We start from the raw sequence: 25,317 nt of genomic DNA on the forward strand, positions 1-25,317 counted from the left end.
GGGTGAGCACGGGCTTTCGGGGGTCCCGCGGATCCCTCGCTGCGTGCTACGGGAAGCGCCGGAACAGGGTGGCGGAGAGGCCGACCTCCAGGAGCGCGAGCCCCAGGGCCGGCAGCAAGAACCACGAATACCGCTCCGTCCGGTCCGTGTAGACGCGCTTGTCGACCGGGGTGGCCTCCATGGTGTCGATCTCGGCGTAGATGCGCTCCAGTGCGTCCCGGTTCGTCGCGGAAAAGTACTGCCCCCCGGTGGACACGGAGACGGACCGGAGCATCTCCGCGTCCACGCCGGCCGACTCGTCCCGCTGGCCCTGCGGCAGGGGCTCCTCCCAGGTGTCCCTGTCCTCCGACGACCCGACCCCGATCGCGTAGACCCGCACGCCCATCGTCCGGGCCACCTCGGCCGCCGTGCGGGGATCAATTTGGCCCCGGTTGTTGCGGCCGTCGGTAAGCAGAATGGCCACCTTGCTCTCCGCCTCGCTGTCCTTCAGCCGGTTGACGGCCGTCGCCAGGGCCGTCCCCACGGCGGTGCCGTCCTCCACCGCCCCAACCTCCACGTCCTCGAGCATGCGCTGAAGGAACGAATAGTCGAGCGTGAGGGGGGCCTGCGTGTACGCCTCGGCGGCAAAAACGATGAGGCCCACCCGGTCGGACACGCGCCCCTCCACGAACGCCCCCGCCGCCTCGCGCGCAGCCTCGAAGCGGGTCGGCTGAAAGTCCTCCGCCTGCATCGACGTGGAGGCGTCGAGGACCATCATGATGTCGATGCCCTCGGCCGTCCGGGTCCGCGTGGTCTCTTCGGTCTGGGGGCGGGCCAGGGCCAGGATGCCGAGCGCGAGCGCCCCCATGCGGAGGGCGGCGGGCAGCCATCGCAGGCGCACAGTCCACGCGATCGGTGCCTCCCGCACCGGCCACACGTCACTGTACCGGAGGCCCGTCGTCCGCCGTCGGCGCCACCACGTCCAGGCCCCCACCGCCGGCACGGCGAGGAGCAGCCACAACAGTTGGGGATTGACGAAACTCACGGTGGAGTGGATCGCGCAGACCCAGCGGATTCAGCACAAAGGGAAGAGCAAAGGGCACGCCACGAGCAGGTATTACGGCCTCTGGCGAGCGGCCACGGCGTCGACGAGGGCGGGCAGCACGTCCCCGGCGGGCCCCCGGATCGTCTCGTGGACGTCGTCGGTGACGCCGGTCGTGTCCGGGTTGACCTCGGCCACGTAGGCGCCCTGTTCCCGTGCCGCGACGGGCAGGCGCGCCGCCGGGTACACGACGGCGCTCGTCCCCACGCTCAAGAACACGTCGGCCTGCTCGGTGGTCGCGTCCGCCTGCTCCATCGCGTCGGGCGGCAGCATCTCCCCGAACCAGACCACGTCGGGGCGTACGAGCCCCCCGCAGTCCGGACAGCGGGCTGGCTCGCCGTCCTGGATGGCAGCGTCGACGGCCGCCGCCCCAACCGCCTGCTCACAGTCCATGCAGTAGTTGTCCGTAATGTTGCCGTGCAGCTCGATGACGGTGCTGGTCTCGGCGCGGTTGTGCAGGTCGTCGACATTTTGGGTCACGACGGCCATCGACGGCACGTGTGCCTCCAGGTCCGCCAGGGCGTGGTGGCCCGCGTTGGGCGCGGCGTCCTCCACCACCTCGCGCCGGTGCCGGTACCAGCCCTGCACCAACTCGGGGTTGTCGAGAAACGCCTCCACGTTCGCGAGCTCCTGCGGGTCGAACTCCTCCCAGAGCCCACCGGGGTCGCGGAAGGTTGGAATGCCGCTCTCGGCACTGATGCCCGCCCCCGTCAGCACGGCCACATGGCCGGCCTCGACGAGTCGGTCGACGAGCGTATCACTGAAGTCGGGCATGGGCGACGAAAGGGAGGGATGCGGAGAAGAAGCTTGCGGGGCCCTACACGAACGAAGCGTGGGGACCAGACAGAAACACCGGACCGGGCTTTCACGCAGAAGGGGGCGTGTCGTCCGTTGCCTGCGCGTCGTCCCGTGTCTGCGCGTCGTCCCGGCGCCGGGTGGCTTCGAGGGCGTCGAGCACGGCCTGCGCCTCGTCCAGCACGGACCGGCTCTCCGCCGGGGAGGGCTGGGCGTCGGCGAACTTGACGAGGTCGGCCTGTTCCAGCACGGCCTGGAGGCGCCGGATGGTTTCCTCGTGCACCTCGGGGCGGCGGCGGAGCGCCGCCACCACCTCGGCGGTCGTTTGCTCCAGGGCCCGGACGCCGACGCGTCGCACCAAGTAGACGCGCAGGGCCTCGGTGAGGTCCACGTAGAAGGCCTTGGCGGCCTCGTCTCCGGACGGATGGCGCCGTTCCAGGCGCCGGAGCCGCGCCGACGCCGCCTCGTAGGGATGTTTGGATTCGGTCTCGTCGGGGGCCTCCTCGTCCCGGGTGCGCCAGCGCCACCATCCGTAGGCGCCCCCGCCGAGCGCGGCCGCGGTGAGGAGGGCGAGCAGCCCCCATGCCCAGGCCGGACGCGGAAAGGGAATAAGCGCGGCCGGGGTGCGCAGCGCCTCCGCATCGGGCCCCACGACCGACACGACCGGCACTGTCCGGGGCGGGGTCCCCACAACCGTCGTGTCGCCCCCCGACGCGAGGCGAACAGGCAGGACGGGCACGCGGGCCGAGTCGAGGGCGAAGGTGGTCACCTCGTAGGCCACGCTGTCGACCCGACGGGCGGTCGACGGGCGGCGCGTCCGGACTGCCCCCCGCCGGACCGCGTGCAGATCCCCGAACACAGCCGACCCGGCGTCCACGCCCGGAAACATCGCGTCGCGATTCGCGGCGCGCGCAGCCACCAGGATGAGCGTGAATCGCTCGCCGATCTTTACACTGTCGGCCGACACGCGGGCCTCGATGCGGGGCTCCGACTGGGCCCTTGCAGGGTGCCCGCCCGCGTGCAGCAGGCCCAGGACCACGAGAAGAGGGCCACCGATCCACGTCCACCCTCGCATCCGTCGCTGCATACGTCCCGAGTCGATCAACGGACGGGCGCGCCTCGTCGCTAGCCCCGCCGGGCACGCCTCCGAAAGAATGCAATGAGTGGCTCCAGGTAGTCGCCGTCGGTGCGGACGATGACGTGCCCGACCCCGGCCCGCCGAAGGATCTCGCGGGTGCGCTCCCGACGCGCCTGCGCCGCGGCCTCGATGGCCGCCCGGGCCGCCGGATCGCGGGGGTCCACCGTCACGGTCTCTCCGGTCTCGGCGTCGGTCAAATCAACCAGCCCCACCGGGGGCAGTTCCTCTTCGCGGGGGTCTTGGAGCTCAATGCCGATCGTGTCGTGGCGTTGCCCGGCGGCCCGCAGCACCGAGTCGTAGCCGGCATCGAAGAAGTCGCTCACCAGCACAAGAATCGACCGGCGCTGCAGGATGCGGAGCACGCGCCGGAGCGCCCCGCCGATGTCCGTCCCGATCGATTCGGGCTCGGCCGTAAACAGCTCGCGAATGCACCGCAGCACGTGCCGCCGCCCCGACCCCGGCCGCACAAACCGCTCCGTCTCGTCGGAAAACAGCAGCAGCCCCACCGTGTCGTTGTTCTGAACGGCACTGAAGGCGATCACCGCACAGATTTCCGCGGCCACCTCCCGTTTCAGCTTCCCCTGCGACCCAAAGTTCTCCGACCCCGACACGTCGACACACAGCATGACGGTCTGCTCCCGCTCCTCCTCGTACACCTTCACGTAGGTGTCGTCCATCCGGGCCGACACGTTCCAGTCGATGTTGCGGATGTCGTCCCCCACCTGGTAGGGCCGGACCTCCGCAAACTCGATGCCGCGCCCCTTGAAGGCCGACTGGTACTCGCCCCGAAAGACGCTCTCGACCCGGCCGCGGGTGCGGACCTCCAGCCGGCGGATCTTTTCGAAGAGCTCGTCGGGAATCATGGCGAGGCGCACGCTGGGAAGACGCGGCCGCCGGGACGAGGAGGCCGCACGCGAGAGGCTTTCGGCACCACATCGTTGTAGTCCCTCTCGACGCGAATCGTTCGCCGCGGCCGCCGCCCGCCGGGCCAAACGCCTCCCGTGGGCGCGGTCGGCCCGAGCGCCCCCAACGCTACTGCTCGTCGCCAGGGGACGAGCCGGCGTCCGCCTCCGAGGCCGCCCGGGGAAGCCGCAGACGAACACACGTGCCGGCGTCTTCCTCCGTATCGACCTCAATGTCCCCGTTCATTTTCTCGATGACCTGTTTGGTGACCGCAAGCCCGAGCCCGGTGCCCTCGTACTCTCGGTTGAGGCCCTCCGAGGCCTGTCGAAACGGCTCGAAAACGTGCTCGACGGTGTCCGCGTCCATCCCAATGCCGGTGTCCTCCACCTCGACCACGGCGGCGTCTTCCGCCCGGTAGGACCGGACGCGGACGCGTCCGCCCTCCTCCGTGTACTTGATGGCGTTGCTGATCAGGTTCCGGAGGGCAATCTGCATTCCGCCCCGATCCACCCGGGCAACAACCGGACGCGGAGTCTTCTCTACCTCGCAGTGGACCCCCGCCTCCTCGGCCTGCGGATGGAGCTCGTCCACGAGCCCCTTCGCCAGTTCATCCAGCGGGATCCGCTCCGCGGCAAGGTCCATCTGGCCCGCCTCCAGCCTCGACAGGTTCAAGACGCCGTCCAGTGTGTCGAGGAGGCGACGCCCGTTCTTTCCGATGAGATGGGCAAACCGGCTCAGGGTGGACGGATTTGCGTCCGCGGGCGTGGCCTCAAGGAGATCCGCCTCTTCTTCGATCGTCTCGGAAAACCCAATGATCGACGTGAGGGGGGTGCGGATCTCGTGGCTCATGTTCGCCAGCATGGTCGACTTGAGCCGGCTGGCCTCTTCGGCCGCCTCTTTTGCGTCTCGAAGGGCGGCCTCGCGACGGAGCCGGTCGAGGACGAGCGCGGCGTACCCGCCCAGCAGCTCCAGAAGATGAAGGTTGAACTGGCGGTACGTCGTTTCGTCGGCCTTCCCCACCACGATGGCGCCGTGTCCGCCAATTGGGACGGAGGCGGCCGAGCGGAGATCGCCGTAATCGATGGAGTCTGCCAGGGATTGAATGGTTTCGCTGACGACGGCCTCGCCGGACCGAAGGGCCTGCCCGGCCACCATGTTCTCCTGTGGGGGACGCGCTTCGGGCATTGGCAGCGACAGCCCCGACGCGGCCTCTGTGCGCTCCGGGACAATCAACCCGTCCTCCAAAAATCCAGTGTGGGCGAACGGGTAGTCGAAGACCTCTTTCAGCACCCAGTGGATCCGGTCGGAGACTTCCTCCTGGGAGCCGGCCCGCAGCAGCTGCTTGGTCGCCTCGTACAGGGCCTCAATCTTTTCCTGTCGCGCGCGGAGGTCCCGCTCTCGCTCCTTGCGCTCGGTGATGTCCAGCCCGCCCCCCACCACTTTTCTCACCGTCCCGTCCGGGTCCGTGATCGGCACGTGGATGCGGAGGTAGTGCCGGGGGCCCTCGTCCGTCTCGATGGTCTCCCGGAGGCGGTTGATCGATTTGGTCTCGACCACCTCTCGAATCGATTCGTCACGCCGCCGGCCCAACGCCACGTCCAGATCGTGCCGGCGGCAGTATCCCTCGTTGGTGAGCCCAATCAACTGCTCCCGCACCGCCGGGTCCCCGACGGCCCGTTCGTTGACGTACTGGAACCGTGCCTCCGTGTCGAAGACGGCCATCTCCATCGGCAGCTGCTCAATCATTTGCCGCTGCTGATCTCGGGACCGGCGCAGTTCGTCTCGTTGTGTCTTGAGGCTATTGCGCATCGACAACCCCCACCAGTGGGCCACCGCCTCGAAGAGGGCCACGTCGGCCATCCCACTGCCCAAGACGAGCGGGCTCGTCTCGCGAGCGGGCGCCGCCCACACCCCTGCGCCGAGCAGGACGAAGCCCGTCGCCAGAAACGACAGGACCGGGGCCATCGAATCGGCGCCGAGAATCACAATCCCTCCGAAGAGGGCGTAGACGAACAGGACGCTTAGCGAATACTCCCCGCTGAACTGGTTTAGTGCGGCAAGCGTGACGGTCCAGGCCATCACCAGGTACAACACCCCCCAGGACGCCTCCACGTACCGGCGGCGGACCGACGCGGAGACGAGGGACGCGGAAAAGAGGAGCAGCAATCCCCCTGCGAGGACGAGCCGAAACCACAGGAGGTCGTAATGACTCGGGGCCGCGGCTCGATGAGCCGCCCCGTGAACGAGGAGCAGAACCGGCCCGAGCAGAGACAGCAGGCGGTACAGCTGCACCTGCGACCTGTGCCGCCGCGAGAAGAACGCATCTTCGGGCCGGAGAAGCTGGTAGAGCCGAAGGGCCAGAGCGTACATAAAGAGTCAGGGCGCGCAGAACGAACACGGGGCCATATCCGCCGCGGGACTACAGATGTATCGCCGCTGTGGACCGAGGGACGGCTGTCGTGTCCGGGCAAATTGACCGGAAGTGTTGTGTACAAGACAAAACAGCGCAAATTCTCTTCCAAAAGATTCCAGCCTGGGGGCGCCGGGAAACCCGGTCCGGGATGTTCGCGATCAGGAGGCGGTGTCGTCCACGCCCGGGGCAATTTCAACATGGTTGGTCGGGCCTGCCGACCCATACCGTTCCGCAGGCCGGTTCGATTGCCCCGATCGGACGCGTTCGTCCGTCCTCCGTCGGGAACGTTCGCCCGACCCCTGAATGCAACGTTCTTCCCTCCTTCGGCCGCTCGTCCACCAACCCCTCTTTTCCCATGGAGCCGATTGAAGACCTCGACGTCCTCGCCGAAGACGAGGTGCGCCAGCGCGAGGCCGACGGGGAGGTCGACGAGGACCTCGATCGCGTCAAACACGGCTACGACGCCACCGCCGGCGACAAGCAGGTCTACATCGAGACCTACGGCTGCCAGATGAACGTGAACGACTCCGGGATCGTGGCCTCGGTGCTGGAGGAGAGCGGCTACGGCCTCACGCGGGACCAGGCGGCGGCGGACGTCGTCCTGCTGAACACGTGTGCCATCCGCGAAAACGCCGAGCGGAAGATTCGGGCGCGCCTCAGCATGTTGCGCTCGGAGAAGGAGAAGCGGGACGGGGAGCTCATGCTGGGCGTCCTCGGCTGCATGGCCGAGCGCCTCCGCGAGAAGCTGCTGGAGCAGGAGGACCTGGTGGACGTGGTGGTGGGCCCCGATGCCTACCGCGACCTGCCGCAGCTGCTCTACGAGGCGGACGCCACCGGCCAGGCCGCCGTCAACGTGGAGCTGTCGAAGCAGGAGACGTACGAGGACATCCAGCCGGTGCGCTACGACTCGAACGGCGTGAGCGCCTACGTCTCCATCATGCGCGGCTGCGACAACATGTGCACCTTCTGCGTGGTGCCCTTCACGCGGGGCCGCGAGGAGAGCCGCCCGGTCACGACCATCCTCTCGGAGGTGGCCCGGCTGGCCGAAGAGGGCTACAAAGAAGTGACCCTCCTCGGCCAAAACGTCAACTCGTACCACTACACCGACGCGGACGGCACGTCCGTCTCCTTCGCCGAGCTCGTGGACCGCGTCAGCCGCGTCTCGCCGGAGATGCGCGTCCGCTACTCCACCAGTCACCCGAAGGACTGCACCGACGACCTCCTGAAGGTGCACCGCGACCGGCCCAACGTCTGCAACTACATCCACCTGCCGGTGCAGCACGGCAACACGGAGGTGCTCGACCGCATGCGCCGCACCTACACCCGCGAGGAGTACCTGGCGCTCACGGAGCGGGCGAAGGAGCTGTGCCCCGGGGTCTCCCTCTCCACCGACCTCATCGCCGGCTTCTGCGGGGAGACGGAGGCGCAGCACGAGGACACCCTCTCGCTGATGGAAGAGGTGCGCTACGACCACGCCTACATGTTCAAGTACAGCGAGCGGCCCCAGACCTACGCCGCCCGCAAGTACGAGGACGACGTGCCGGAGGACACGAAGCAGCGGCGCCTGGAGGAGATCATCGAGCTGCAGAACCAGCACGCGAAGGAAAGCAACGAGGCGGAGGTCGGGCGCGTCCACACGGTGCTCGTCGAGGGCCCCAGCAAGAAAAGCGACGCGCAGTTCTTCGGCCGCACGGACACGAACAAGGGGGTCGTCTTCGACCGCGAGGACTATGAGAAGGGCGACTACGTGCGGGTTCGCATCGAGGACTGCACCTCCAGTACGCTTCTGGGCACTGCGATTGAGAAGACCACGCTGGAGGCGGCGGCGCGGACCGACTCGATTACGACGTCCCCGGCCGTCGCGTAGACGGTGGCCGTCTCTTCCTGCCCCTCGTCGCTTTGGGGCCCCGCCTGCGTTTGGGGCCCCACCCGTGTAGGCCCCGGGCGCCTGGACTCTGTGCGGAGGCGCCATCCCTTCAGGCAAGTCCATGCCCCCGTGATCCGCTCGTTCCAGCGGGGAGCCTGCAGTCGGGGCGCGGGGCACTTCCCCCTTCCCCCCCTATCGGCGTTCTCCACCGGCCACGAGAAGCGCATCCGCCTTTCGTCTCGAATCGTCTCCTCCATGGACAATCCCTTCGGCCCGTACTCCTGGGGCGAATTTTTCCCGATGGTGTGGCGGCGCTTCACCGGCCCGTCGCCCCGCCCCCCGTCCCTCGACCGGGACCTGCGGCTCCGAGCCGTGGAGCCGGACTGCACGCTGGGCTTTGTCGGCGACATCTGCCCGTTGTTCGGACGCGAGGCGCGGTTCGGGGCGGGCGTGCAGGACTTCCTGGACGACTGTGACGTGGTGGTGGGCAACTTCGAGGGCATCTTCTCGGAGCGCGCCTGGAGGCCGTTCCTCATGAAACACAAGCCCGACATCTTTCCGGCGCTGGCCGAACTCCGTCCCCTCGATCGCTGGGTGGTCTCGGTCGCCAACAACCACGCCACCGACTACGGCCCGGACGCCCTGCGGCGCACCTGCCGGCGCCTGGACCGCCACGGCCTGCGCTGGCTCGGCACCACCGACCGTCCCCGCCTCCAGATCGCAGACGGCCTCACGGTGACGGCCTGGACCTGGTGGCTCAACCGCGAGGGCGAAGGGGTGGCCCGCACCGACCCTGGGGCGCCGGACGCCCCGGGCCTTCACATCGCCCTTCCGCACTGGGGCTACGAGCACGAGCGCACACCACGTCCCGAGCAGACGCCGCCCGCGGGCTACACGCTGACGACCGGGCACCACACCCATCTCCCCCAGCCGCTGGAGGCCCGCGACGACGGGCGCCTGGTGGCGTACTCGCTGGGCAACTTCGTGACCGGCAAACAACTTCCCGTACTCGGGGAGGGGGCCCTCCTCAAGGTGGATCTCGCCCGTTCCAAGACGGATGCCCCCGCGGTCGTGCAGGCCCGGTTCCGCGAGATCACCCTCCACCGCACCCGACAGGAGTGCCACGTCGCCCTTCGGCATGCCGCCCCTCCCGAGCCCCAGTGCCTCCCCCTCGACGAGGGGGCCTGACCCATCTTGTGTCCCCGTCTTCGTGCTCGATCCACCTGTCATTTCCCCAACTGGGCCTTAGGTTGGAAAGGCCTACGGCTCTTCATTCCCGACTGGCTCTATTCAACGTCCCCTCCCCCCATGCTCCTCTACGAAGTGAACCTGACCGTCGACGGCGAGACCGCGCCCCGCTACAGCTCGTGGCTGCGCGAACACATTCGGGAGATGCTCGGGCTCGACGGGTTTGAAGCCGCGGTCTGGTACGCCACCAGCGACGACGGCGACACCGCACCGGCCCCCGACGAGCCGACCGGCGAGCGGGCCTGGACCGTGCAGTATCAGGTGCGCGACCGCGACGCCCTGCAGGCCTACTTCGACGAGCACGCCGATGAACTGCAGGAGGCCGGGCCCGAACACGGCGACCACGTGGCCGCCGACCGCCGCGTCCTCGAACAGAAGCGTCTTTTTCAGGGGTGACGCGTGCCCCCCCACGGCAGACCGGCTGACCGTGGGGGCGGGGCGTCTCCGGTTCGGCGAGACGGGCATGCAAGGCCCTGACGCTTCACGCACGGACAGCCCCTCAGCGGAGGTCCTGGAGCTTGGGTTTAAAGTGGCCCGGCACCTGTCGATAACCAGTTGCAAAGGAGTCTCTTCTCCGTCCGGTGCCCCCGGACGCCGGTGCCGTCCGCGCTGGTGCCGGCGGTCGCCCCGGACGGGCCCGCAGGCTCTTGCTCGCCTCGTCGGCTCATCAACTCCGCACCCCGTCCGTGCAGAAACAGGGCCTCACGCTCACGTTTCCGACCCTTCCGTCCACCATCTCGAAGGTGGAAGAATTTATCGCCTCCGGACAGACGGACCCCGACCCGCTCATCGACATCGTGGAGCACGACCCGTCCGTCTCCCTCAACGTGCTCCGGCGCGTCAATTCTCCGTACCACGGCCTCCGGCGAGAAGTCGAAAGCATCGACCGCGCCGTCCGCCTTCTCGGGTTCGTCGAAGTCTCGTCGATCGTCATGATTGAGGGGGTGGAGGAGCTCCGGGAGCACTTCGACGCCCATTCCGCCCTGCTCCGCCAAATCGCCCACTCGGCCGTCTTTACCGGTCGGTTTGCGCAGGGGCTTACGAAGGCCCTCGACGTGGAGGAGGACTGGACCCGGCTGGCCTTCTCGGCCGGCTTCATCCACGCGATGGGGCGCCTCGTCCTGCTCCACATCCAGCCGGACCGGTACGCGACGCTGGCCGAGGCGGGCACGATGCCCCTCCCCGACACCGAGGCCGAGGCCCATGCCTTCGGCGAAAACTACCGCACCCTGGCCCCGCAGGCGGCCGACCATTGGGAGCTGCCGGAGCGGGTCTGCTCGGTGCTTCAGATCGCCGCCAACCCGGCGGACGAGCCGGAGTCGTCCAGCAAGATGCTCGGGGTCTCCATCCGGAACGGCGGCGACCTGGCCCGTCGGGACCTCGATGAAAACTTCGCCGCGTCGTTGGACACCCCTGAGGACTCCGAGGACTCTGAGGCCTCCGAGGACTCTTCTGTGTCGAGGATCGACGACCTCATGATGACGGTCGCCCAGGACGCGTCGACCTACGCATCGGAGGTGGGCCACTTCTGACGAGCCTCGGGCCCCGCGGGCCGTCCCTGTTCTCGTCTAGCACCGGGCCCCTCGCTCGACGAAGGGGCGAGCGTGTCGTCCTGGAACCGTCGTCGTCCGGCCCGTCCCGTCCGCAAGTCGGGCCGTCCGCCGGGCCGTAGGACGGCGGGTCCTCTCCTTCGCCCCACACAGTCCGCCCCCACCTGCGCTCGTGCCCCCGGCCCAGCCCTGCGCCGACCGGCCGGGGCGACGCGCTTAAAACTGTGTTTTGCGCGTCGATAAACCTCATCGGACTGGGCCAATCCACCTCGCGCATGGCCTGCCACCATAGCCATCTCTTTCCCCACACCCTCTTCTCCCATGGACGCCACCACCATCGTACTCATGCTGGGCACCGCCGGCATGCTGTTCGGAATCCCGCCGTGCCTCCGGCTCCTCGATATGGAGGCCGACGGCCACTTTGGGTATCTGCTCCTCATCCCGGGCTTTGCGGCCCTCATGTACGCACTCATGACGTTTGGCGTGGGGACCCAGACGTTCCAGGGCCAGACCGTTCCGCTCCTCCGCTACCTCGACTGGCTGGTGACGACCCCAATCATGATCGGGTACGCCGCATATGTCGCCGGCACCAGCAAACGCGGCATTGTGGGGGCGGCCCTGGTCGACGCCGTGATGATTGGATTGGGGACGGCCGCGGTTGTCACCGCGCCTCCCACCCAATGGATCTTCTTCGGGCTGGCGGCCCTGTGCCACCTCGTTCTCCTCGGCGCCCTCTACGGCCCCATCCGGCAGAACGCTTGGGACCAGCCCTCCACACGACAGCGGCTCGCCCGTCTTCTCGTGAACCACACGGGGCTGCTCTGGATCACATATCCGGTCGTGTGGGTCTTCGGCCCGGGCCTTCAGCTCATCTCCGCCACCGGCGTGTCCATCATGATCATGTACATGGACGTGCTCGCCAAGGTGCCGTTTGTCTACTTCGTGTACCGGTCCCGAGAGGTGTTTACCGGGGCGGACGCTCGCTCAGCACCCTCGACCGCCTCCGTCGCCCCGGCACACACGGCGTAGGCGTCCGGCGTGAGGCCGGGCCGTCGTTTGTTTCCCCTTCCTTCGGATTCCCGTTTCTGCATCAACATCCCTTCTGTACGCTCCTATGCAAAGCTACGCAACCAAGTACGCGGCCGGCTACGTCGCCACCGGCCTCATGATTGCCGCCGCCGGGCTCGTCACCGGCAGCGCCCTCACCGGGGCCGTGGCCACGTTCGTCGGCTTCATCACCCTCGGCTCCATCATGGGGTCGATCACCATCACCACACTGACCGACCTCCACATGCAGACCGTCGCCGTGGCGGACGGCGACCTCGACCGCGAGCTTTATTCCAACCGGCGCGACGAGTTTGGCGACATGTACGACGCGATCGACAACCTCCGCCAGACCCTTCTCGACCGCATTGAGGAGGTGGAGGCGACGAGGGCCCGCACCGAGGAGGCGAAGCAGGAGGCCGAGTCGGTGGCCCGGGAGCGCGAGGCCGCCCGGCAGGCCCTCTCGGCCCGCGTGGACGAGATGGTGGCCGGCATGGGCCGCTTCGCCGAGGGCGACCTGACCGTCGAGATCGACGCTTTCGACACGGAGACCGACCAAGACACGGAGATGGACCGACTGCGGACCGAGTTCAACCGGTCGGTGCGCACCGTCCGGCAGATCCTCCACCGCGTCGTGGAGGCCATCGAACGAACGGCATCGGTGGCCGATCAGCTCAGCGGGTCGACCGACCAGCTCGATGCGGGCGTCAAGCGGCAGTCCAGCCAGGCCGACGAGGTGGCCGCGGCGATGGAGGAGATGGCCCGCACCATCGACGACAACGCCCAGAACGCGACGGAAACCGCCGAGGCGGCCCGGGCCAACGGCGAACTCGCCCGCGAGAACGGCGAGGTGGTGCTCAGGGCCGTCGAGAAGATGCGCGAGATCGGGACGGTGGTCGAAAACTCCGCGGAGACGGTGAGTCAGCTCCGCGAGTCGAGCGAGGAGATCGGCGAGATCGTCGCTACGATCGACGAGATTGCCGACCAGACGAACCTGCTCGCGCTGAACGCCGCCATCGAGGCGGCCCGGGCCGGCGGCGACGGTGGCCGCGGCCAGACCGGACAGGGCTTCGCGGTCGTGGCCGAGGAGGTGCGCGAGCTGGCCGAGCGCACGGCACAGGCCACCGACAAGATCGAGGACATGGTGCGGTCGGTCCAGGACGAGACCAGCGAAGCCGTTGGGGCGATCGAGGAGGGGCAGCGTGAAATTGAAGCCGGCATCGAACTCGCCGGACAGGCGGCCGACGCCTTCGAGGAAATCGTGGACAGCACCCAGGGCATTACCGACCGCATCGGCAGCATCGCGACGGCGACCGAAGAGCAGGCCGCCACGGGCGACCAGATCTCCGAAAGCATCCAGGCGATCTCCGAGGTGGCCCACGAATCGGCCCACGACATCGAAGAGGTGTCGGGGGTGGCGGCGGAACTCGATACACTCGCCGAAAACCTCCACGGCCTCGTCCAACAGTTCACCCTCGAGGCCGGGCCTCAGGGCGACGGGTCCCCCGCCCCGTCGGCCCCGCAGCACTCCGGCACCGAGTCTCTCCCCCGCTCCACCGGTGCCGCCGCCCACGGCGCATCCCGCGAGCCCGCCCTTGAGGACCCACATGCCGGCAGCACGCCCGGCGGGGACGGCCGGCAGCAATAGACGGCCCGACTGTCGTGTCCCGAGGGGCGGGCCGAGTGCCCCTCGGGACCTGAGCCAGGCCCACCTTTAATGTCAATGCACGGGCGTGCAACGAGGAGCTTGCCCGGCGCATCCGGAACGAAATGGGGCTGCTGCCCCCGCGCTCAGACAATGCCGTCAGTGGGCGTGCTCTTCGAACTTCGACTGCAGGGTGAGCTGAATTTTTCCGAGGAGCTGCGAGATGCGAGCGGCACTGAGATCGAGCACCTCCCCGATCTCCTGGAGGGTCAGGTCTTCCGTGTAGTACAGGCCCAGGATCGTCTGCTGGCGCTCCGGAAGCGTCTGGATCAGGTCTTCGAGGTGCTTCTGCGTAGACGCCTTTTCGAACTGCTCGAACCCTTCGGTCCCGTCGTCGCTCGGGAGCACGTCGAGCATCGTGTGGTCGTCGTCCTCGCTGGGCCGCGAGAGGGAGAGGGAGAAGCGGCACTGCGCGTCCCGGAGAAGGTCGTGGTACTCCTCCACGGCCATCCCCATGTAGTCGGCCACGTCCTCGTCCGACGGCTCCTCCCCCAGCATCTGTCGGAGCGACGAGAGCGCCTCCTGCACCGCGCCCATCTTCTTGCGCTTCTCCCGCGAGAGCACGTCGATTGAGCGGAGGTAGTCGATGATGTTGCCCCGGATGCGCCGGTATGCATGCGTCGCAAACTGGGCCTGCTCCGGATCGTAGTTGTCGAGGGCTTCGAGCAGCCCGACGATCCCGACGCTCTCCAGGTCCTCGTGCGCGGCAAGCAGGTGATCGGGCACGCTGATCTTGCCGATGATGGAGCGCACGAGGGGGAGCGCCGCCATCACGACGGCCTCTCGGTTCGACGGGGTTGGGTCGTCGAGGTACTGCTCGACGAGGGGCTGCAGGTCACGGGACATGGCACTACGGCGTTAGGACGTCGCAACGAGTCGCGGGGAGTTAGGCGGCCTGGGCTTCCGGAACGTTTTCGGACGGCTCAGGCTCCGACTCCGCAGACGCCCCCTCGTCCGAGGCGTCCTCCTCCGCGGTTGTCTCGAAGGGCATCCCGTGTTGGACGATGCTTCGGGCCGCCGCGTAGCCGACTGCCAGGATGAGGTAGGTTGCCACCCCGCCCCCCGCCGCGGCAACGACGGTGTGCTCCAGGGGCGCCCCGCCCCACATCTGCGCCAGAAAGATGCCGGTCCCGAACAGCACGCTCACGTCGGCGATGATTGTGTGGTAGGACAGGGACACGGAGGCAGTGTCGGAAGACGGCATGGTACAGGGCGCGATTGGGAGACGTAGTGAGACGTGCAGGGCGCAGTTCATGAGAGGGCGGGCGAGAGGGCGTACTGCCCCCGGGCGGTCGTGTCGGCCAGATCGGCGAAGGCGTCCCGGGCGGGCCCCTCGCTCCGCACCACCGGCGTCTGGTCCGACACCGAGCGGCGCACGGCGTGCGAGAACGGAATCCAGCCGAGGGTCTTCGGGGCCTGTCCCAGAAAGCGGGTCGTGACCGCTTTGAACCGTTCCCCGATGCTGCGGGCGTCGTCCTCGTCCTCGGCAAAATTGACGACGAGGCCCAGCGGGTAATCGGGGTCGGCGCTCCACAGCTGCTTGGCGAGCCGGTAGGCATCGGCCACGGCGGTGGGCTCGCCCACGACGACGAGCACCCCCAGGTCGGCCCGATCCAGGGCCCACTGCACGGGCCCGTCGGTTCCGGCCGACGCGTCGACGAGCACGTAATCGTGCGTTTCGCGGAGGCGCCCGAGCAGGGTATCGAGCGCGGCGTACAGGGCGTCACGCGCGTCCGGGGCCTCGGGGGGCGGGCGGTTGGCGGCCTGCACCAGGGTCACTCCCCCCTCCGTCTCGTGTGGCACCGCACGCAGCGCGGCGTCCTCCTGCACGGCGCCCCACACCGTCGTGGCGGGGGCCTCGTTGAGGAGCACCGCCGCGTCGCTCTGGCCCAGGTCCGCGTCGAGGAGGGCCACACGGTGCCCCTCCCGCGCGAGCGTCTCGGCGAGGTTGGTCGTCACGACGCTCTTTCCGACGCCGCCCTTGCCGCTGGCAAATGTGAGAACGTTGGAGGTTACTTCCATCGGTCAAAAGTCAGGCAGGAGGAAGCAAGACGGTTAGAGGTCCATGACGTCTTCCACGAACCACCGCAGGGAGAAGGCCCGGGCCCCGTCCGGCACCTCGGGCCCCTCCGAGACAATCTGCACGGGCAGGTCGACGTGGATCAGCCACTCCGCCACCTGTCCCCAGTCGTGCACCTCGTCCAGGTGAGTGACGGCCGCCGCCGTGGGGCGGAGGGGCAGCCGGGCGAACGTCGCCTCGTCGATCCCCCCGAGCGCCCGGGTGGCGTCGACCACGAAGTGGACATCGGGCCGCGGCAGGGGCCGCAGGAGGCGCCGGTACCGCCGCAGCACCGGGCGGGCCTCCGACAGGGGCATGGGGAGCGGTGGTGTGTCGATGAGCACCTGCTCGAAGTCGCCGACGCACCGGAGCGCCTTCGCCATGTCTTCTTTCGTGCGGACGCTCCGCACCGGGAGGCCGAAGCGCCGGTACAGGGCGGTCGGGTTCTGATAGGACGCGTTGCGCCCCGCCTCCGGACACAGGTGAAGCACGGCGGTGTCCTGCCGGGCGAGCATGCGGTCGTGCACCGCGAGCTTGAGGGCGAGCGACGTCTTCCCGGCGCCGCTGGGCCCCACCAGGGCGATCACGCCCGTGTCGTCGGTCAGGGGGTCGGTCTGGATGCGGCGACACACCACCTGTGCGAGGGCCCAGTGCAGCTCGTCCCGGGGGCTCTCCCTCGGGTCCACGCCCCGCTCCGTCAGGTCGCCGAAGAGGGCGGTCGCGGTCTTGGGACGGAGGCCGTCCTCCAGCAGGCGCCCGTAGAGGGGGTGGGTCGCCCACTCGTCGGTCTCCGCTCCGGCGAGGCGGGCGGTCCGGTCGTGCCCGTCCCCGCCCCGGGCCCGGAGCTCCGCCAGGCGCGACTCGACCCAGGCCTCGTGGTCGCCGGTCGTCGAGGCACCGTCGCCCTCCGCATCCGAGGCCGGAAACACCCGTCCCCGCCCCGGGCCCTGCCCCGACGCATCCGCCTCCGGCCGGGATTGTGCCTCCAGCTCCGACTGAAAGCGCGACGCCCGCCCCGCCCCGGGCGGCCCCGCTGCCTCGTCCGCCTCGTACCCGAGGGCGGCCCCGTCGTCCTCGCCCCCAGGGTCCGGGGCGGGCGACGTGCTCGGGGGCGACGTGCTCGGGGCCGACGCAGGCGCCTCCGACGGCTTCGGCACGTGTCCCCAGGACGGCTCGCCCTGCGTGGCGGCCTGCTGGGCCGACTCGTCCACCATCACGGTGACCTGCGCGGGCGCCTCGTCGGTGGACGGCTCCGACTCGACCAGCACAACCTGGTCGCCCAGCTTGTGCCGCGCCTTTTCGAGGGCCGCCTGAATGCTCGAATCGGTAAAGGTCTTGACGTCCATGGCAGTGTGCGCGCGGCGCGGATGAGGTTATGCGTTGGAGACCCCGGCGGTCGCGGCGGACAGGTCGGGGGACGACGAGCCCTGCGGGATGCTGACCTGGTCGACGATGTCGACCGGGGCGTCGGGCGTAAGGTCGTTGTAGGAGAGAACGGTAATGTCCGAGACCATCGGGTCCAGAAACTGGTAGACCGTCGCCCGCAGCACGGGGGAGATCAGCAGGATCGGCGCCCGGTCGTTGCTGATAAGCTCAGTCGCCTGCTCGTCGATCGCCTTGACGAGGGCGTCGGCCCGCTCGGGCTGCAGCCCGAGGGTGTTGGCGTCGAGCCCCCCGGACTCGGCCGTTTCGAGCAGGTGCTGCTCCAGGGCCGGGTCCATCACGAAGGCCTTGATGCGCCCCTCGGGCCCCGAGAACTCGCGGGTGATGGTGGGCGCCAGGGCCGCCCGGCAGTGCTCGGTCAGCACCTCCACCGTCTGCGTCTGCGACGCGTGGTCGGCCAGCGTTTCGAGGATCGTCACGAGGTCGCGAATCGGAATGCGCTCCTCCAGCAGCCGCTGGAGCACCTTGCGGATGCTGCCCAGCGAGAGGAGGTCCGGCACCAGTTCGTCGACGAGGGCCGGCGCCGATTCTTCGACCTTGTCCAGCATTTCTCGGACCTCCTGCCGGTCGAGGAGCCGATAGGCATTCTTGCGCAGCTCCTCTAGCAGGTGGGTCGAGATGACGGCCGGCGGCTCGATGACGGTCAGCCCCATCTGCTCCGCCTCCGACAGGTTGCGCTCCGCCACCCAGACGGCCGGCAGCCCAAAGGTGGGGTCTTCCACCCGGATGCCCGACGGCGCCTCGTCGACGTCGTCCGGGAGCAGCGCGAGCTTGTACCCCGGCATCACCTGGCCCTCGCCGATGGGATTGCCCCGGAGCCGGATCACGTATTTGTTCGAGTCCATGTCGACGTTGTCCCGAATGCGCACCGGCGGGATGACGAGGCCCATCTCCTCGGCCAGTTGCTTCCGCAGCATCTTGACGCGCTCCAGGAGGTCCCCGCCCTGGTCCGGGTCCACGAGGGAGATGAGCCCGTAGCCGATCTCCAGTTCGAGCGGGTCCACCAGCAACAGGTCGGAGGGGTCCTCCTCGGCCTCCTCCTCGGCCTGCTGCTCCTCGGCCTCGCGCTGGCGCTCGGCCTCTGCTTCGTCCTCCGCCTTCTTCTCTTTGCTGCGCAGGTACCACAGCAGGAGCACCCCTGCGCTCAGCAGCCAGAACGGAATGATGGGCAGCCCCGGCACAAAGCCCATGACCCCCAGGAAGCACCCCGTGATCAGCAGCGGGGGCGGCTTGTCGAGGAGCTGGCCCTTCATCTCGCTGGCCAGCGACCCCTCCTCCCCACTGGCCCGCGAGACGATGATGCCGGCCGCCGTCGACACCATGAGCGCGGGGATTTGCGACACGAGCCCGTCCCCGATCGAGAGCAGGGCGAAGGTGCTCGCCGCCTCCCCAATCCCCATCGCCTGCTGGGTGACGCCGATCACCAGGCCCCCCACGACGTTGATGGCCGTGATGAGGATGCCCGCGACGGCCTCGCCCCGCACAAACTTCGTGGCGCCGTCCATGGCCCCGTAGAAGTCGGCCTCCTCCGTCACCTCGTCCCGCCGCTCGCGCGCCTCCCGCTCGTCGATGAGGCCCGAGTTGAGGTCCGCGTCGATGGCCATCTGCTTCCCCGGCATCGCGTCGAGCGTAAACCGCGCGGCGACCTCCGAGATGCGCTCGGTGCCCTTCGTGATGACCACGAAGTTGATGATGACGAGCACGAGGAAGATGATGGCCCCCACCACGTAGTTGCCCGCCACGACGAAGCTCCCAAACGCGTTGATGAGGGCGCCCGCCTCCGCGTTGCCCAGGATGAGCCGGGTCGACGCCACGTTCAGCGAGAGCCGGAAGAGGGTGGTCGTGAGCAGCAGGCCCGGGAAGATCGCAAATTCCAGAGGCCGCTCGGCGTAGAACGACGTCAGGAGCACCCCGAGGCTCAAGGCGATGTCCGTGGCCAGGAAGAGGTCCAGCAGGTAGCTGGGCAGGGGCACCACCATCATGAACAAGATCGCCACGATGGCGCCAGCCACGAAAATCTCGCTGTCGATCCCCCCAATCCCCAGCGACCCGGTGGGCGACGATGACGTGCGGGACTCAGCAGCGCGGGACAAAGCACCGACGGGGGTGGATGACAAAGCATAAGCGGGTTAGACGTCGCCGCGCTGCTCGTATACTTCGGCGAGGATGGCGGCGACGGCCGGGTAAAGCTCCTCCGGAATTTCTTCCTCCTCTGGCACATTCTCGTACAAGGCGTGTGCCAGGGACCGATTCTCGAACGTAGGCACGTCAAATTCGGCGGCGAGCTCTTTAATCCGGAGTGCGCGCTTGCGCACGCCCTTCAACAGCACCCGCGGGGCCGGCGCCTCGTCGGGGTCGTAGCGGAGGGCAATGGCGTAGTGCGTCGGGTTTGTAACAACCGCGTCCGACTTCATGACGGCGTGGTCCATGCGCGGCTGCTCGGCCAGCTCCTTGGCCTTCTCCCGGCGCTTCTCTTCGAACTCCGGGTCCCCCTCCGTTTCCTTCTGTTCGTCCTCCATTTCTTTTTTGCTCATCTTGAGGTCCTCGTAGTACTTCCAGCGCTCGAACGCGTAGTCGAGCGCCGCAATCACGACGAGGCCCATCAGCACCCGCCACATCAGCGCAAAGAACCAGTCGGCCGCCTGGTTGAGCAGGGCTGGCAGCGGCAGCGTGTAGACCTGCACCATCTCGGGAATGAGCGGCCGCATGGCGAAGTACGCGATGGGCCCCACCACGCCGATCTTGAGGAGGGTTTTCGCGAAGCCGAAGGCCCCCTTCGAGGAAAAAATCTGCTTCAGCCCCTCCAGGGGATTCACGCGGCTCAGCTGCGGCTGGATCGGGGTGAACGATACGTTCCACCCGGACTGGACCATGTTCAGCCCCACCGCCGCCACGATGAGCACAATGAAGAGGGGAGCCAGCATCCCGGCGACCTGCGCCCCGATCTCCGCGACGAGGCGCTGGAGCGACGCCGGGGTGAGGGACATGCGCGCCGACCGGAGAAAAATGCGGGCCGCCATGTCCTGCAGGGACTGAAACGCCGAGGCGCCCCCCACCGAAAAGACGGCCATCGCCGTCAGCAGGAGCCCCACGGAGACCGGCTCCGTGGCCCGGAGCACGTTTCCCTTCTCGCGCGCCTTTTCGAGGCGTCGGGGCGTGGGGTCGTACTGTTTTTCCTGCGTCTCACTCATCGGTGGCGCTGGGAGGCAATCACGCGATCGCGATTACTCGGCGTCCCCGCACGGGGAAAGGACTGCGTAGGGCGCAACGGAAAACTTTTCCCGCCCCGCCATCGCCGGCTACCCGGGGGCAATGATCCGGAGGACCTCGTGCACCATCTGCTCAATCTCCCCAAAGAGCGACGGGAAGAACGGGACGGCCCCCTGTATAAAGACAAGGAAGATTCCAATGCCCACGAGCAGCTTTGCGGGCAGGCTGAGCGTGAACAGGTTGGCCTGGGGGACGAGGCGCGCGAAGATGCCCAGCGCGATGTCGGTCAGGAAGAGGATCACCAGGAACGGCGCCGCGAGCCGGACGGCGAGCCGGAAGAAGTCCCCCATCCACCCCAGCATCGGCGGCCCGGCCCCGGACAGCTCGGCGCCGCCCAGCGGCACCACCTCAAACGACTGCGCGAGCGCCCGCAGGAGGAAGTGGTGCCCGTCGGCCAGGAGAAACGCGAGGAGAAACGTATACGAGAGAATCTGGCCGAGCGGGTTGCTCGACGTGCCGCTGATCGGGTTGTAGGTCTGCGCGAGGCTCAGCGCCATCTGGTACCCCATGATGGTCCCCGCAAAGCTCACCGCCCAGAAAATGATGCGCGCCGTAAAGCCCATGACGAGCCCCGTGCCCGCCTCCACCAGCACGACCAGCATGAACCCGACGTCGTGGGTTACGTGCTCGGGCAGGGGCCCCGTGGCGAAGCCCGCCAGGCTGTAGGCCAGCACCACGCTGGCCAGCACCCGCACCCGCACGGGAATGGTCTTCTGCTGGAAGAACGGGGCCGCCAGCATCAGGCCACTCACCCGCACGAACACGAGCAGCACCCGCAGAATGTATTCGGTATCGAGCAGCGACATGGGACACGCCGTTGGTCTCGGCGTCGGGCGTCACGGGCACAGGGCAGGGGCGTCCGGCGGGGGCGTCCGGCGGCGGGCCGCCGGTCACTTCGACACGCTGGGAATGGCGGCGAAAATCTCGGCCGTGAAGTCGGTCATCATCTGAATCATCCACGGCATCATGAAGAAGAAGACGACGGCAATCGCGATGAGCTTCGGGATGAAGCTGAGCGTCATCTCCTGCATGGAGGTGACGGCCTGGAAGAGGCTCACGACGATGCCGGCCAGCAGCGCCATGCCCAGCATGGGCCCGAGCACCATGAATCCCGTTCGGAGCGATTCTTTGAGCCAGTAGACAGCAACGTCTGCGTTCATTGGAGGCGGGGCGGTTGGTGTACGGTGATTGTGAAGGGGCGTGCGGGGCGGGCGCTACCCCACCGCGTAGCCCTGCATGAGCGACTCGACGATCAGGTACCAGCCGTCGGTCAGCACAAAGAGCAGCAGCTTGATGGGCAGCGAGATCATAACGGGCGGCAGCATCATCATGCCCATGCTCATCAGAATGCTCGCCACGACGAGGTCCACGATGAGGAACGGCAGGAAGATCATGAAGCCGATCTGGAACGCAATCCGGAGCTCGCTGATGACGAACGCCGGCACGACCACGTAGAGCGGCGCCTCGTCCGGGCCCTCAAAGCTCTCGATCTCCCCCATGTCCATGAAGAGCATGAGGTCCTTGTCCCGCGTGTGGGTGAGCATGAACCGCTTCATCGGCGTGGACGCCCGGTCGAACGCCTCCTGCTGCGTGATCTCGTTGTCCAGGTACGGCCGGAGCGCGTCCTGGTGGACCGTCTCCAGCACCGGCTGCATGATAAAGAGGGACAGGAAGAGCGAGAGGCCGATGACGACCTGCCGGGGCGGGGACCGCTGCAGCCCCAGCGCCCGACGCAGGATGCTGAAGACGACGACCAGGCGCGTGAAGCTGGTCATCAGAATGATGATGGCCGGAGCGAGCGTGAGGACCGTCAGCAGGAGGAGGAGCTGGATCGGCAGCTCGTACCCGTCCTCCGAGGGGGTCAGGTCGACCTGGGGGAGGCCCCCGAGCGACGACCCGGACGTGTCGACCTGGGCGGCCGTCGCCCCGGCCTCCTGGGCGAATGCAGGGGCCCCGACGAGGGGGCCCCCCGCCAGGAGAAGCGCGACCAGTACGATGAGCCCCCCGGCCCGTCGAACGGGCGAGGGACCTGGCATCGGGAAGCGTGTAGACACGGCGTGGGGCGTCACGACAGGGAGTGTTGACGGGCAAACTGCTTCAGCACGTCGGCGAAGTGCGCCGACTGAGGCGGGGGCCCGCCCCCGCCCGGTGGGGCCGTGCCGCCCTCCGCCGCGTCAAGCACCGACTCGTCGAACGCCTCTCGTGGGTACGTTTTCAGAAGCTCGATCGTCTCCTCGGTTGCGCCCACCAGAAGCACCTCGTCCCCGCACGCAACGAGGCGAAGGTGCTGCGACTGCCCGAGGGCCAACTGCCCGATCGGACGGAGGGCAGCGGAGGCCTCCCCGGACGAGACACGGCGGCGCACGTAGAGCGCGTACCCCCCGCCGCCAACGAGCACCAGGAGGGCCGACAGGTTCCCCCAGGTGAAGAGATCGATGCCGGCGTCCGACGACACGGACGAAGACGCGGGGGCCTTCGGTGTGGCCCCGTCGGCGGACTCGGCCCCTTCGGCGGACGGCACCAACGCGGCGGCCTGGACCAGCACCCAAAGGGCCACCAGCGCCCCCAGCGCGTACAGCGCGTACCAGGCCAGGCGGCGCGGAGAGACTCCGGGCGAGTCTGAAGACGCGGGGACCATGGGCGAGGGATCGGGGGCGAGCGGCAGAACGAGAAGGCGAAACATCTGCCCTCTTGTTCTGCGAAAACGATGCCAGCCGGAAAAACCCATCCGGGCGCCCCCATCGGTCGGTCCCGTTCCCGTCTAGAAGAATGCCTTTTCCCGGTGTCCTTCCGAGGCGAGATTCGTGATCCGCACCCCGAACTGCTCGTCGATCACCACGGCCTCCCCCTCGGCGATCAGGCGTCCGTTGGCGTACACCGACAACGGCTCCCCGACCATCTTCTCCAGCTCGACCACGCTCCCCGTCGTGAGCTTCAGCACGTCCGCCAGGGGCAGCTCGCGACGGCCCAGCTCCACGCGCACCTCCAGGTCCACGTCCGCCAGCAGCTTGAAGGTGCCGGAGTCCCCGTCCCCGCTGATCTCCTCGTCGCCGAGCTCACTGAAGGCGGCGGGCGACACCTCGACGCCGTCCGACTCGTCCGCCGACGACGACGGGGCCCCGCCGCCCGCCGGCTGAGACGCACCCGACGACTGGTCGGCCCCCGCGGCGGCCTCTTGGGGGGCGCTCTCCGTCGTGGTCGACGCGTCCGACGACGCCTCGGCGCCGTCGGGCAGGAGCACGAGCCCGTCCAGCTCGCCACCGCCCCGCTGCGCGGTGAACGGCACGAGCCACGCGGCCTCGTCCGGGGACGGGGGCGCCTGGCCCGGCGCGGCCGTGTCGAACTGCACCTCGGGCAGGGTCAGGCCCTCCTCCGCGAGGGTGCTCTGCACGGTTCCGAAGCCCTGCGACGAGATTTCCTGCATGAGGTCGAGGGCCCCGTCCGCGTCGGGCGCCATCTCCTCCCCGAACATGGCCTCCGAGAAGAGGGGCACCCAGTCCGGGTCCAGGGCCACGACCGCGCCCTGGTCGGCGGCGTACAAGACGAAGCGCTCCTTCAGGTCGTTCTGGAGCGCCTCCGTGGGCGACCGGTCGGCGATGTTCTTCGGGGCCGACGCGTCGAGCGGAATTTCATTCCCGCTCAGCTGCTCCAGCAGCGCTTCCAGCGCCGTCAGTGCCGTCTGTATGTGCGTCTTGAGCGTGTTCTGGGTCATGGTCAGGGGAAGGGGTCAGAGAATCGAACTCGACGTTTTCGGGGGACTCCGCCGCCGTAATCCGCAGGGCCCGCTGCCGTCCCGAACGGCCCGGCACGGCCTCAAACTTCTGCTCGCCGTTCACAAACACCTTGATGGGGTCGTCGGTCTCGCGGTCGAGGGGAATGACGTCGCCCTCCTGCAGCTGGGCCAGCTCGGTGACGGGCAGGACGGTGCGCCCCAGCTCGGCGCTTAGGTTCACCTCTGTCTCCCGCAGGGTCTCCTCGTACCGGTCTCGCACTTCCGGCTCGACGGCCGTCGTGGAGCTGGAAATCCACTGCTCCATGCCGGAGCGCCCCAGCATCTGCTCCAGCATGAGGTACGGGTAGCAGATGTTGATAAACGACGGCTCGTCGTAGACGCGCACGTCGAACGAGGCCACGAGCGCCGGCTCGGCCGCCGGGATGATCTGCACAAATTCGGCGTTCGACTCGAACGCGACCTCCTCGACCGACAGCTCGTAGGCCTTCCGCCAGGATTCCTCGAGCTTCCGGTACGCCCGCTTCATCACCCGGCTCATGATGCGCTGCTCGATCGGGGACACCTCACGGGACTCGTCCATCAGCTGCCCGTCGCCCCCCATGAGCTTCTCGATGGTGTACACCACCAGCCGCGGGTCGATCTCGAAAATCGACCGGTATTCGAGCTCGTCCTCGCGCAGGACGTACAGGGCCGACGGCGGGGCGCTCGACATCACGAACTCCGAGTAGAGCACCTGGTCGACGGCCGTCAGCGAAATGTCGACGATGGTGCGGAGCTGGGCGGAGAGGTAGACCGAAAGGTCCCGGGCAAACGACTCGTGTACCTGATTCAGGATGCGCTTCTGCGTCTGCGAGAACAGGCGCGGCCGCTTAAAATTGTACGGTTGCGCCTGCTTTTCCTTCTCCGCCTGCGCGTCTTGCTCGTCGCCGGCGCCTCCGGTGGGGACCTCCTGTTCCTCCGCGTCGGCGTCGCCGAGAAGGACATCAATTTCCTCCTGACTAAGGGGCTTCGACATGCTGGTGCTACGAGGCCGTCGAGAAGATCAGAGAACGGTTCCGCGCCCACGGG

The 25,317-nt window shown here is 68.2% G+C and carries 23 protein-coding genes; 6 read left to right on the forward strand and 17 right to left on the reverse strand.

Going from position 1 to position 25,317, the window contains the following annotated elements; genetic code table 11:
• Positions 1 to 46: 46 nt before the first annotated feature.
• The 5 genes from SRU_RS13465 to SRU_RS13485 all read right to left on the reverse strand — a co-directional run bounded on the left by SRU_RS13465 (position 47) and on the right by SRU_RS13485 (position 6,287).
• Positions 47 to 1,024 carry a vWA domain-containing protein gene (locus tag SRU_RS13465; protein WP_112904820.1) on the reverse strand — a complete coding sequence of 326 codons (978 nt, stop codon included), beginning with the start codon at positions 1,022 to 1,024 and terminating at the stop codon, positions 47 to 49.
• 72 nt (positions 1,025 to 1,096) lie between these two features.
• Positions 1,097 to 1,855, reverse strand: coding sequence for an SIR2 family NAD-dependent protein deacylase (locus tag SRU_RS13470; protein ID WP_011405283.1), 759 nt, complete (start codon positions 1,853 to 1,855; stop codon positions 1,097 to 1,099).
• Positions 1,856 to 1,946: 91 nt separating this feature from the next.
• Positions 1,947 to 2,963: a hypothetical protein gene (locus SRU_RS13475; RefSeq protein WP_011405284.1), complete on the reverse strand. Its 1,017-nt coding sequence runs from the start codon at positions 2,961 to 2,963 to the stop codon at positions 1,947 to 1,949.
• A gap of 38 nt (positions 2,964 to 3,001) precedes the next feature.
• A complete protein-coding gene (locus tag SRU_RS13480) occupies positions 3,002 to 3,877 on the reverse strand; it encodes a DUF58 domain-containing protein (RefSeq protein ID WP_043552698.1) in 876 nt (291 codons plus the stop codon).
• Between the two features lie 169 nt (positions 3,878 to 4,046).
• Positions 4,047 to 6,287 (reverse strand): PAS domain-containing sensor histidine kinase, encoded by a 2,241-nt coding sequence (locus tag SRU_RS13485; RefSeq protein ID WP_164923671.1) that lies wholly within the window; start codon positions 6,285 to 6,287, stop codon positions 4,047 to 4,049.
• 398 nt (positions 6,288 to 6,685) lie between these two features.
• On the opposite strand from SRU_RS13485, the gene miaB reads away from it, so the two are divergent.
• The 6 genes from miaB (at position 6,686) to SRU_RS13515 (ending at position 13,687) form a co-directional block, all read left to right on the forward strand.
• Positions 6,686 to 8,197 (forward strand): tRNA (N6-isopentenyl adenosine(37)-C2)-methylthiotransferase MiaB, encoded by a 1,512-nt coding sequence (miaB, locus tag SRU_RS13490; protein ID WP_043552700.1) that lies wholly within the window; start codon positions 6,686 to 6,688, stop codon positions 8,195 to 8,197.
• Positions 8,198 to 8,452: 255 nt separating this feature from the next.
• Entirely contained in the window at positions 8,453 to 9,385 is a 933-nt protein-coding gene (locus SRU_RS13495) for a CapA family protein (RefSeq protein ID WP_237701758.1), read from the forward strand.
• 120 nt (positions 9,386 to 9,505) lie between these two features.
• Positions 9,506 to 9,841: a DUF4286 family protein gene (locus SRU_RS13500; protein WP_164923674.1), complete on the forward strand. Its 336-nt coding sequence runs from the start codon at positions 9,506 to 9,508 to the stop codon at positions 9,839 to 9,841.
• Between the two features lie 251 nt (positions 9,842 to 10,092).
• Positions 10,093 to 10,977 carry an HDOD domain-containing protein gene (locus SRU_RS13505; RefSeq protein ID WP_164923675.1) on the forward strand — a complete coding sequence of 295 codons (885 nt, stop codon included), beginning with the start codon at positions 10,093 to 10,095 and terminating at the stop codon, positions 10,975 to 10,977.
• Positions 10,978 to 11,316: 339 nt separating this feature from the next.
• Positions 11,317 to 12,024 (forward strand): bacteriorhodopsin, encoded by a 708-nt coding sequence (locus tag SRU_RS13510; protein WP_011405291.1) that lies wholly within the window; start codon positions 11,317 to 11,319, stop codon positions 12,022 to 12,024.
• Positions 12,025 to 12,109: 85 nt separating this feature from the next.
• On the forward strand, positions 12,110 to 13,687 hold the full coding sequence (locus SRU_RS13515; RefSeq protein WP_011405292.1) for a methyl-accepting chemotaxis protein: 1,578 nt from the start codon (positions 12,110 to 12,112) through the stop codon (positions 13,685 to 13,687).
• Positions 13,688 to 13,843: 156 nt separating this feature from the next.
• Here SRU_RS13515 and SRU_RS13520 read toward each other — a convergent pair whose 3' ends face one another.
• The 12 genes from SRU_RS13520 to fliM form a co-directional block, all read right to left on the reverse strand.
• The gene (locus tag SRU_RS13520) at positions 13,844 to 14,590 is read right to left on the reverse strand and encodes a sigma-70 family RNA polymerase sigma factor (RefSeq protein ID WP_011405293.1); all 747 of its coding nucleotides are present in this window, start codon (positions 14,588 to 14,590) and stop codon (positions 13,844 to 13,846) included.
• A 40-nt stretch (positions 14,591 to 14,630) separates the two neighbouring features.
• A complete protein-coding gene (locus tag SRU_RS13525) occupies positions 14,631 to 14,948 on the reverse strand; it encodes a hypothetical protein (RefSeq protein WP_118839889.1) in 318 nt (105 codons plus the stop codon).
• Between the two features lie 47 nt (positions 14,949 to 14,995).
• Entirely contained in the window at positions 14,996 to 15,766 is a 771-nt protein-coding gene (locus SRU_RS13530) for a P-loop NTPase (RefSeq protein WP_011405294.1), read from the reverse strand.
• 33 nt (positions 15,767 to 15,799) lie between these two features.
• Positions 15,800 to 17,149 (reverse strand): flagellar biosynthesis protein FlhF, encoded by a 1,350-nt coding sequence (locus tag SRU_RS13535; protein ID WP_011405295.1) that lies wholly within the window; start codon positions 17,147 to 17,149, stop codon positions 15,800 to 15,802.
• A gap of 27 nt (positions 17,150 to 17,176) precedes the next feature.
• Positions 17,177 to 19,339: a flagellar biosynthesis protein FlhA gene (gene flhA, locus SRU_RS13540; protein ID WP_231847190.1), complete on the reverse strand. Its 2,163-nt coding sequence runs from the start codon at positions 19,337 to 19,339 to the stop codon at positions 17,177 to 17,179.
• A 36-nt stretch (positions 19,340 to 19,375) separates the two neighbouring features.
• Positions 19,376 to 20,437, reverse strand: a complete 1,062-nt coding sequence (locus SRU_RS13545) for an EscU/YscU/HrcU family type III secretion system export apparatus switch protein (RefSeq protein ID WP_011405297.1) — start codon at positions 20,435 to 20,437, stop codon at positions 19,376 to 19,378.
• Positions 20,438 to 20,545: 108 nt separating this feature from the next.
• Complete coding sequence (gene fliR, locus SRU_RS13550; protein ID WP_011405298.1) at positions 20,546 to 21,322, reverse strand: flagellar biosynthetic protein FliR; 777 nt, start codon at positions 21,320 to 21,322, stop codon at positions 20,546 to 20,548.
• Positions 21,323 to 21,406: 84 nt separating this feature from the next.
• Complete coding sequence (gene fliQ, locus SRU_RS13555; protein ID WP_011405299.1) at positions 21,407 to 21,676, reverse strand: flagellar biosynthesis protein FliQ; 270 nt, start codon at positions 21,674 to 21,676, stop codon at positions 21,407 to 21,409.
• A gap of 54 nt (positions 21,677 to 21,730) precedes the next feature.
• A complete protein-coding gene (gene fliP, locus SRU_RS13560; RefSeq protein ID WP_051010891.1) occupies positions 21,731 to 22,552 on the reverse strand; it encodes a flagellar type III secretion system pore protein FliP in 822 nt (273 codons plus the stop codon).
• A gap of 29 nt (positions 22,553 to 22,581) precedes the next feature.
• Positions 22,582 to 23,199, reverse strand: coding sequence for a FliO/MopB family protein (locus SRU_RS13565; RefSeq protein ID WP_231847191.1), 618 nt, complete (start codon positions 23,197 to 23,199; stop codon positions 22,582 to 22,584).
• A gap of 78 nt (positions 23,200 to 23,277) precedes the next feature.
• Complete coding sequence (gene fliN / locus SRU_RS13570; protein WP_112904835.1) at positions 23,278 to 24,228, reverse strand: flagellar motor switch protein FliN; 951 nt, start codon at positions 24,226 to 24,228, stop codon at positions 23,278 to 23,280.
• Positions 24,146 to 25,264, reverse strand: a complete 1,119-nt coding sequence (gene fliM / locus SRU_RS13575) for a flagellar motor switch protein FliM (protein WP_011405303.1) — start codon at positions 25,262 to 25,264, stop codon at positions 24,146 to 24,148. The genes fliN and fliM overlap by 83 nt, the downstream gene beginning before the upstream one ends.
• Between the last annotated feature and the right edge of the window lie 53 nt (positions 25,265 to 25,317).

This window comes from Salinibacter ruber DSM 13855, assembly GCF_000013045.1.
Taxonomy (GTDB): domain Bacteria; phylum Bacteroidota; class Rhodothermia; order Rhodothermales; family Salinibacteraceae; genus Salinibacter; species Salinibacter ruber.

What these genes read in the sequence shown, in the direction of transcription:
- SRU_RS13470 (WP_011405283.1), bottom strand. Translation starts at nt 1,855, where the DNA reads ATGCCCGACTTCAGTGATACGCTCGTCGACCGACTCGTCGAGGCCGGC.
- SRU_RS13475 (WP_011405284.1), bottom strand. Translation starts at nt 2,963, where the DNA reads ATGCAGCGACGGATGCGAGGGTGGACGTGGATCGGTGGCCCTCTTCTC.
- SRU_RS13480 (WP_043552698.1), bottom strand. Translation starts at nt 3,877, where the DNA reads ATGATTCCCGACGAGCTCTTCGAAAAGATCCGCCGGCTGGAGGTCCGC.
- SRU_RS13485 (WP_164923671.1), bottom strand. Translation starts at nt 6,287, where the DNA reads ATGTACGCTCTGGCCCTTCGGCTCTACCAGCTTCTCCGGCCCGAAGAT.
- miaB (WP_043552700.1), top strand. Translation starts at nt 6,686, where the DNA reads ATGGAGCCGATTGAAGACCTCGACGTCCTCGCCGAAGACGAGGTGCGC.
- SRU_RS13495 (WP_237701758.1), top strand. Translation starts at nt 8,453, where the DNA reads ATGGACAATCCCTTCGGCCCGTACTCCTGGGGCGAATTTTTCCCGATG.
- SRU_RS13500 (WP_164923674.1), top strand. Translation starts at nt 9,506, where the DNA reads ATGCTCCTCTACGAAGTGAACCTGACCGTCGACGGCGAGACCGCGCCC.
- SRU_RS13510 (WP_011405291.1), top strand. Translation starts at nt 11,317, where the DNA reads ATGGACGCCACCACCATCGTACTCATGCTGGGCACCGCCGGCATGCTG.
- SRU_RS13515 (WP_011405292.1), top strand. Translation starts at nt 12,110, where the DNA reads ATGCAAAGCTACGCAACCAAGTACGCGGCCGGCTACGTCGCCACCGGC.
- SRU_RS13520 (WP_011405293.1), bottom strand. Translation starts at nt 14,590, where the DNA reads ATGTCCCGTGACCTGCAGCCCCTCGTCGAGCAGTACCTCGACGACCCA.
- SRU_RS13525 (WP_118839889.1), bottom strand. Translation starts at nt 14,948, where the DNA reads ATGCCGTCTTCCGACACTGCCTCCGTGTCCCTGTCCTACCACACAATC.
- SRU_RS13530 (WP_011405294.1), bottom strand. Translation starts at nt 15,766, where the DNA reads ATGGAAGTAACCTCCAACGTTCTCACATTTGCCAGCGGCAAGGGCGGC.
- SRU_RS13535 (WP_011405295.1), bottom strand. Translation starts at nt 17,149, where the DNA reads ATGGACGTCAAGACCTTTACCGATTCGAGCATTCAGGCGGCCCTCGAA.
- SRU_RS13545 (WP_011405297.1), bottom strand. Translation starts at nt 20,437, where the DNA reads ATGAGTGAGACGCAGGAAAAACAGTACGACCCCACGCCCCGACGCCTC.
- fliR (WP_011405298.1), bottom strand. Translation starts at nt 21,322, where the DNA reads ATGTCGCTGCTCGATACCGAATACATTCTGCGGGTGCTGCTCGTGTTC.
- fliQ (WP_011405299.1), bottom strand. Translation starts at nt 21,676, where the DNA reads ATGAACGCAGACGTTGCTGTCTACTGGCTCAAAGAATCGCTCCGAACG.
- fliP (WP_051010891.1), bottom strand. Translation starts at nt 22,552, where the DNA reads ATGCCAGGTCCCTCGCCCGTTCGACGGGCCGGGGGGCTCATCGTACTG.
- SRU_RS13565 (WP_231847191.1), bottom strand. Translation starts at nt 23,199, where the DNA reads ATGTTTCGCCTTCTCGTTCTGCCGCTCGCCCCCGATCCCTCGCCCATG.
- fliN (WP_112904835.1), bottom strand. Translation starts at nt 24,228, where the DNA reads ATGACCCAGAACACGCTCAAGACGCACATACAGACGGCACTGACGGCG.
- fliM (WP_011405303.1), bottom strand. Translation starts at nt 25,264, where the DNA reads ATGTCGAAGCCCCTTAGTCAGGAGGAAATTGATGTCCTTCTCGGCGAC.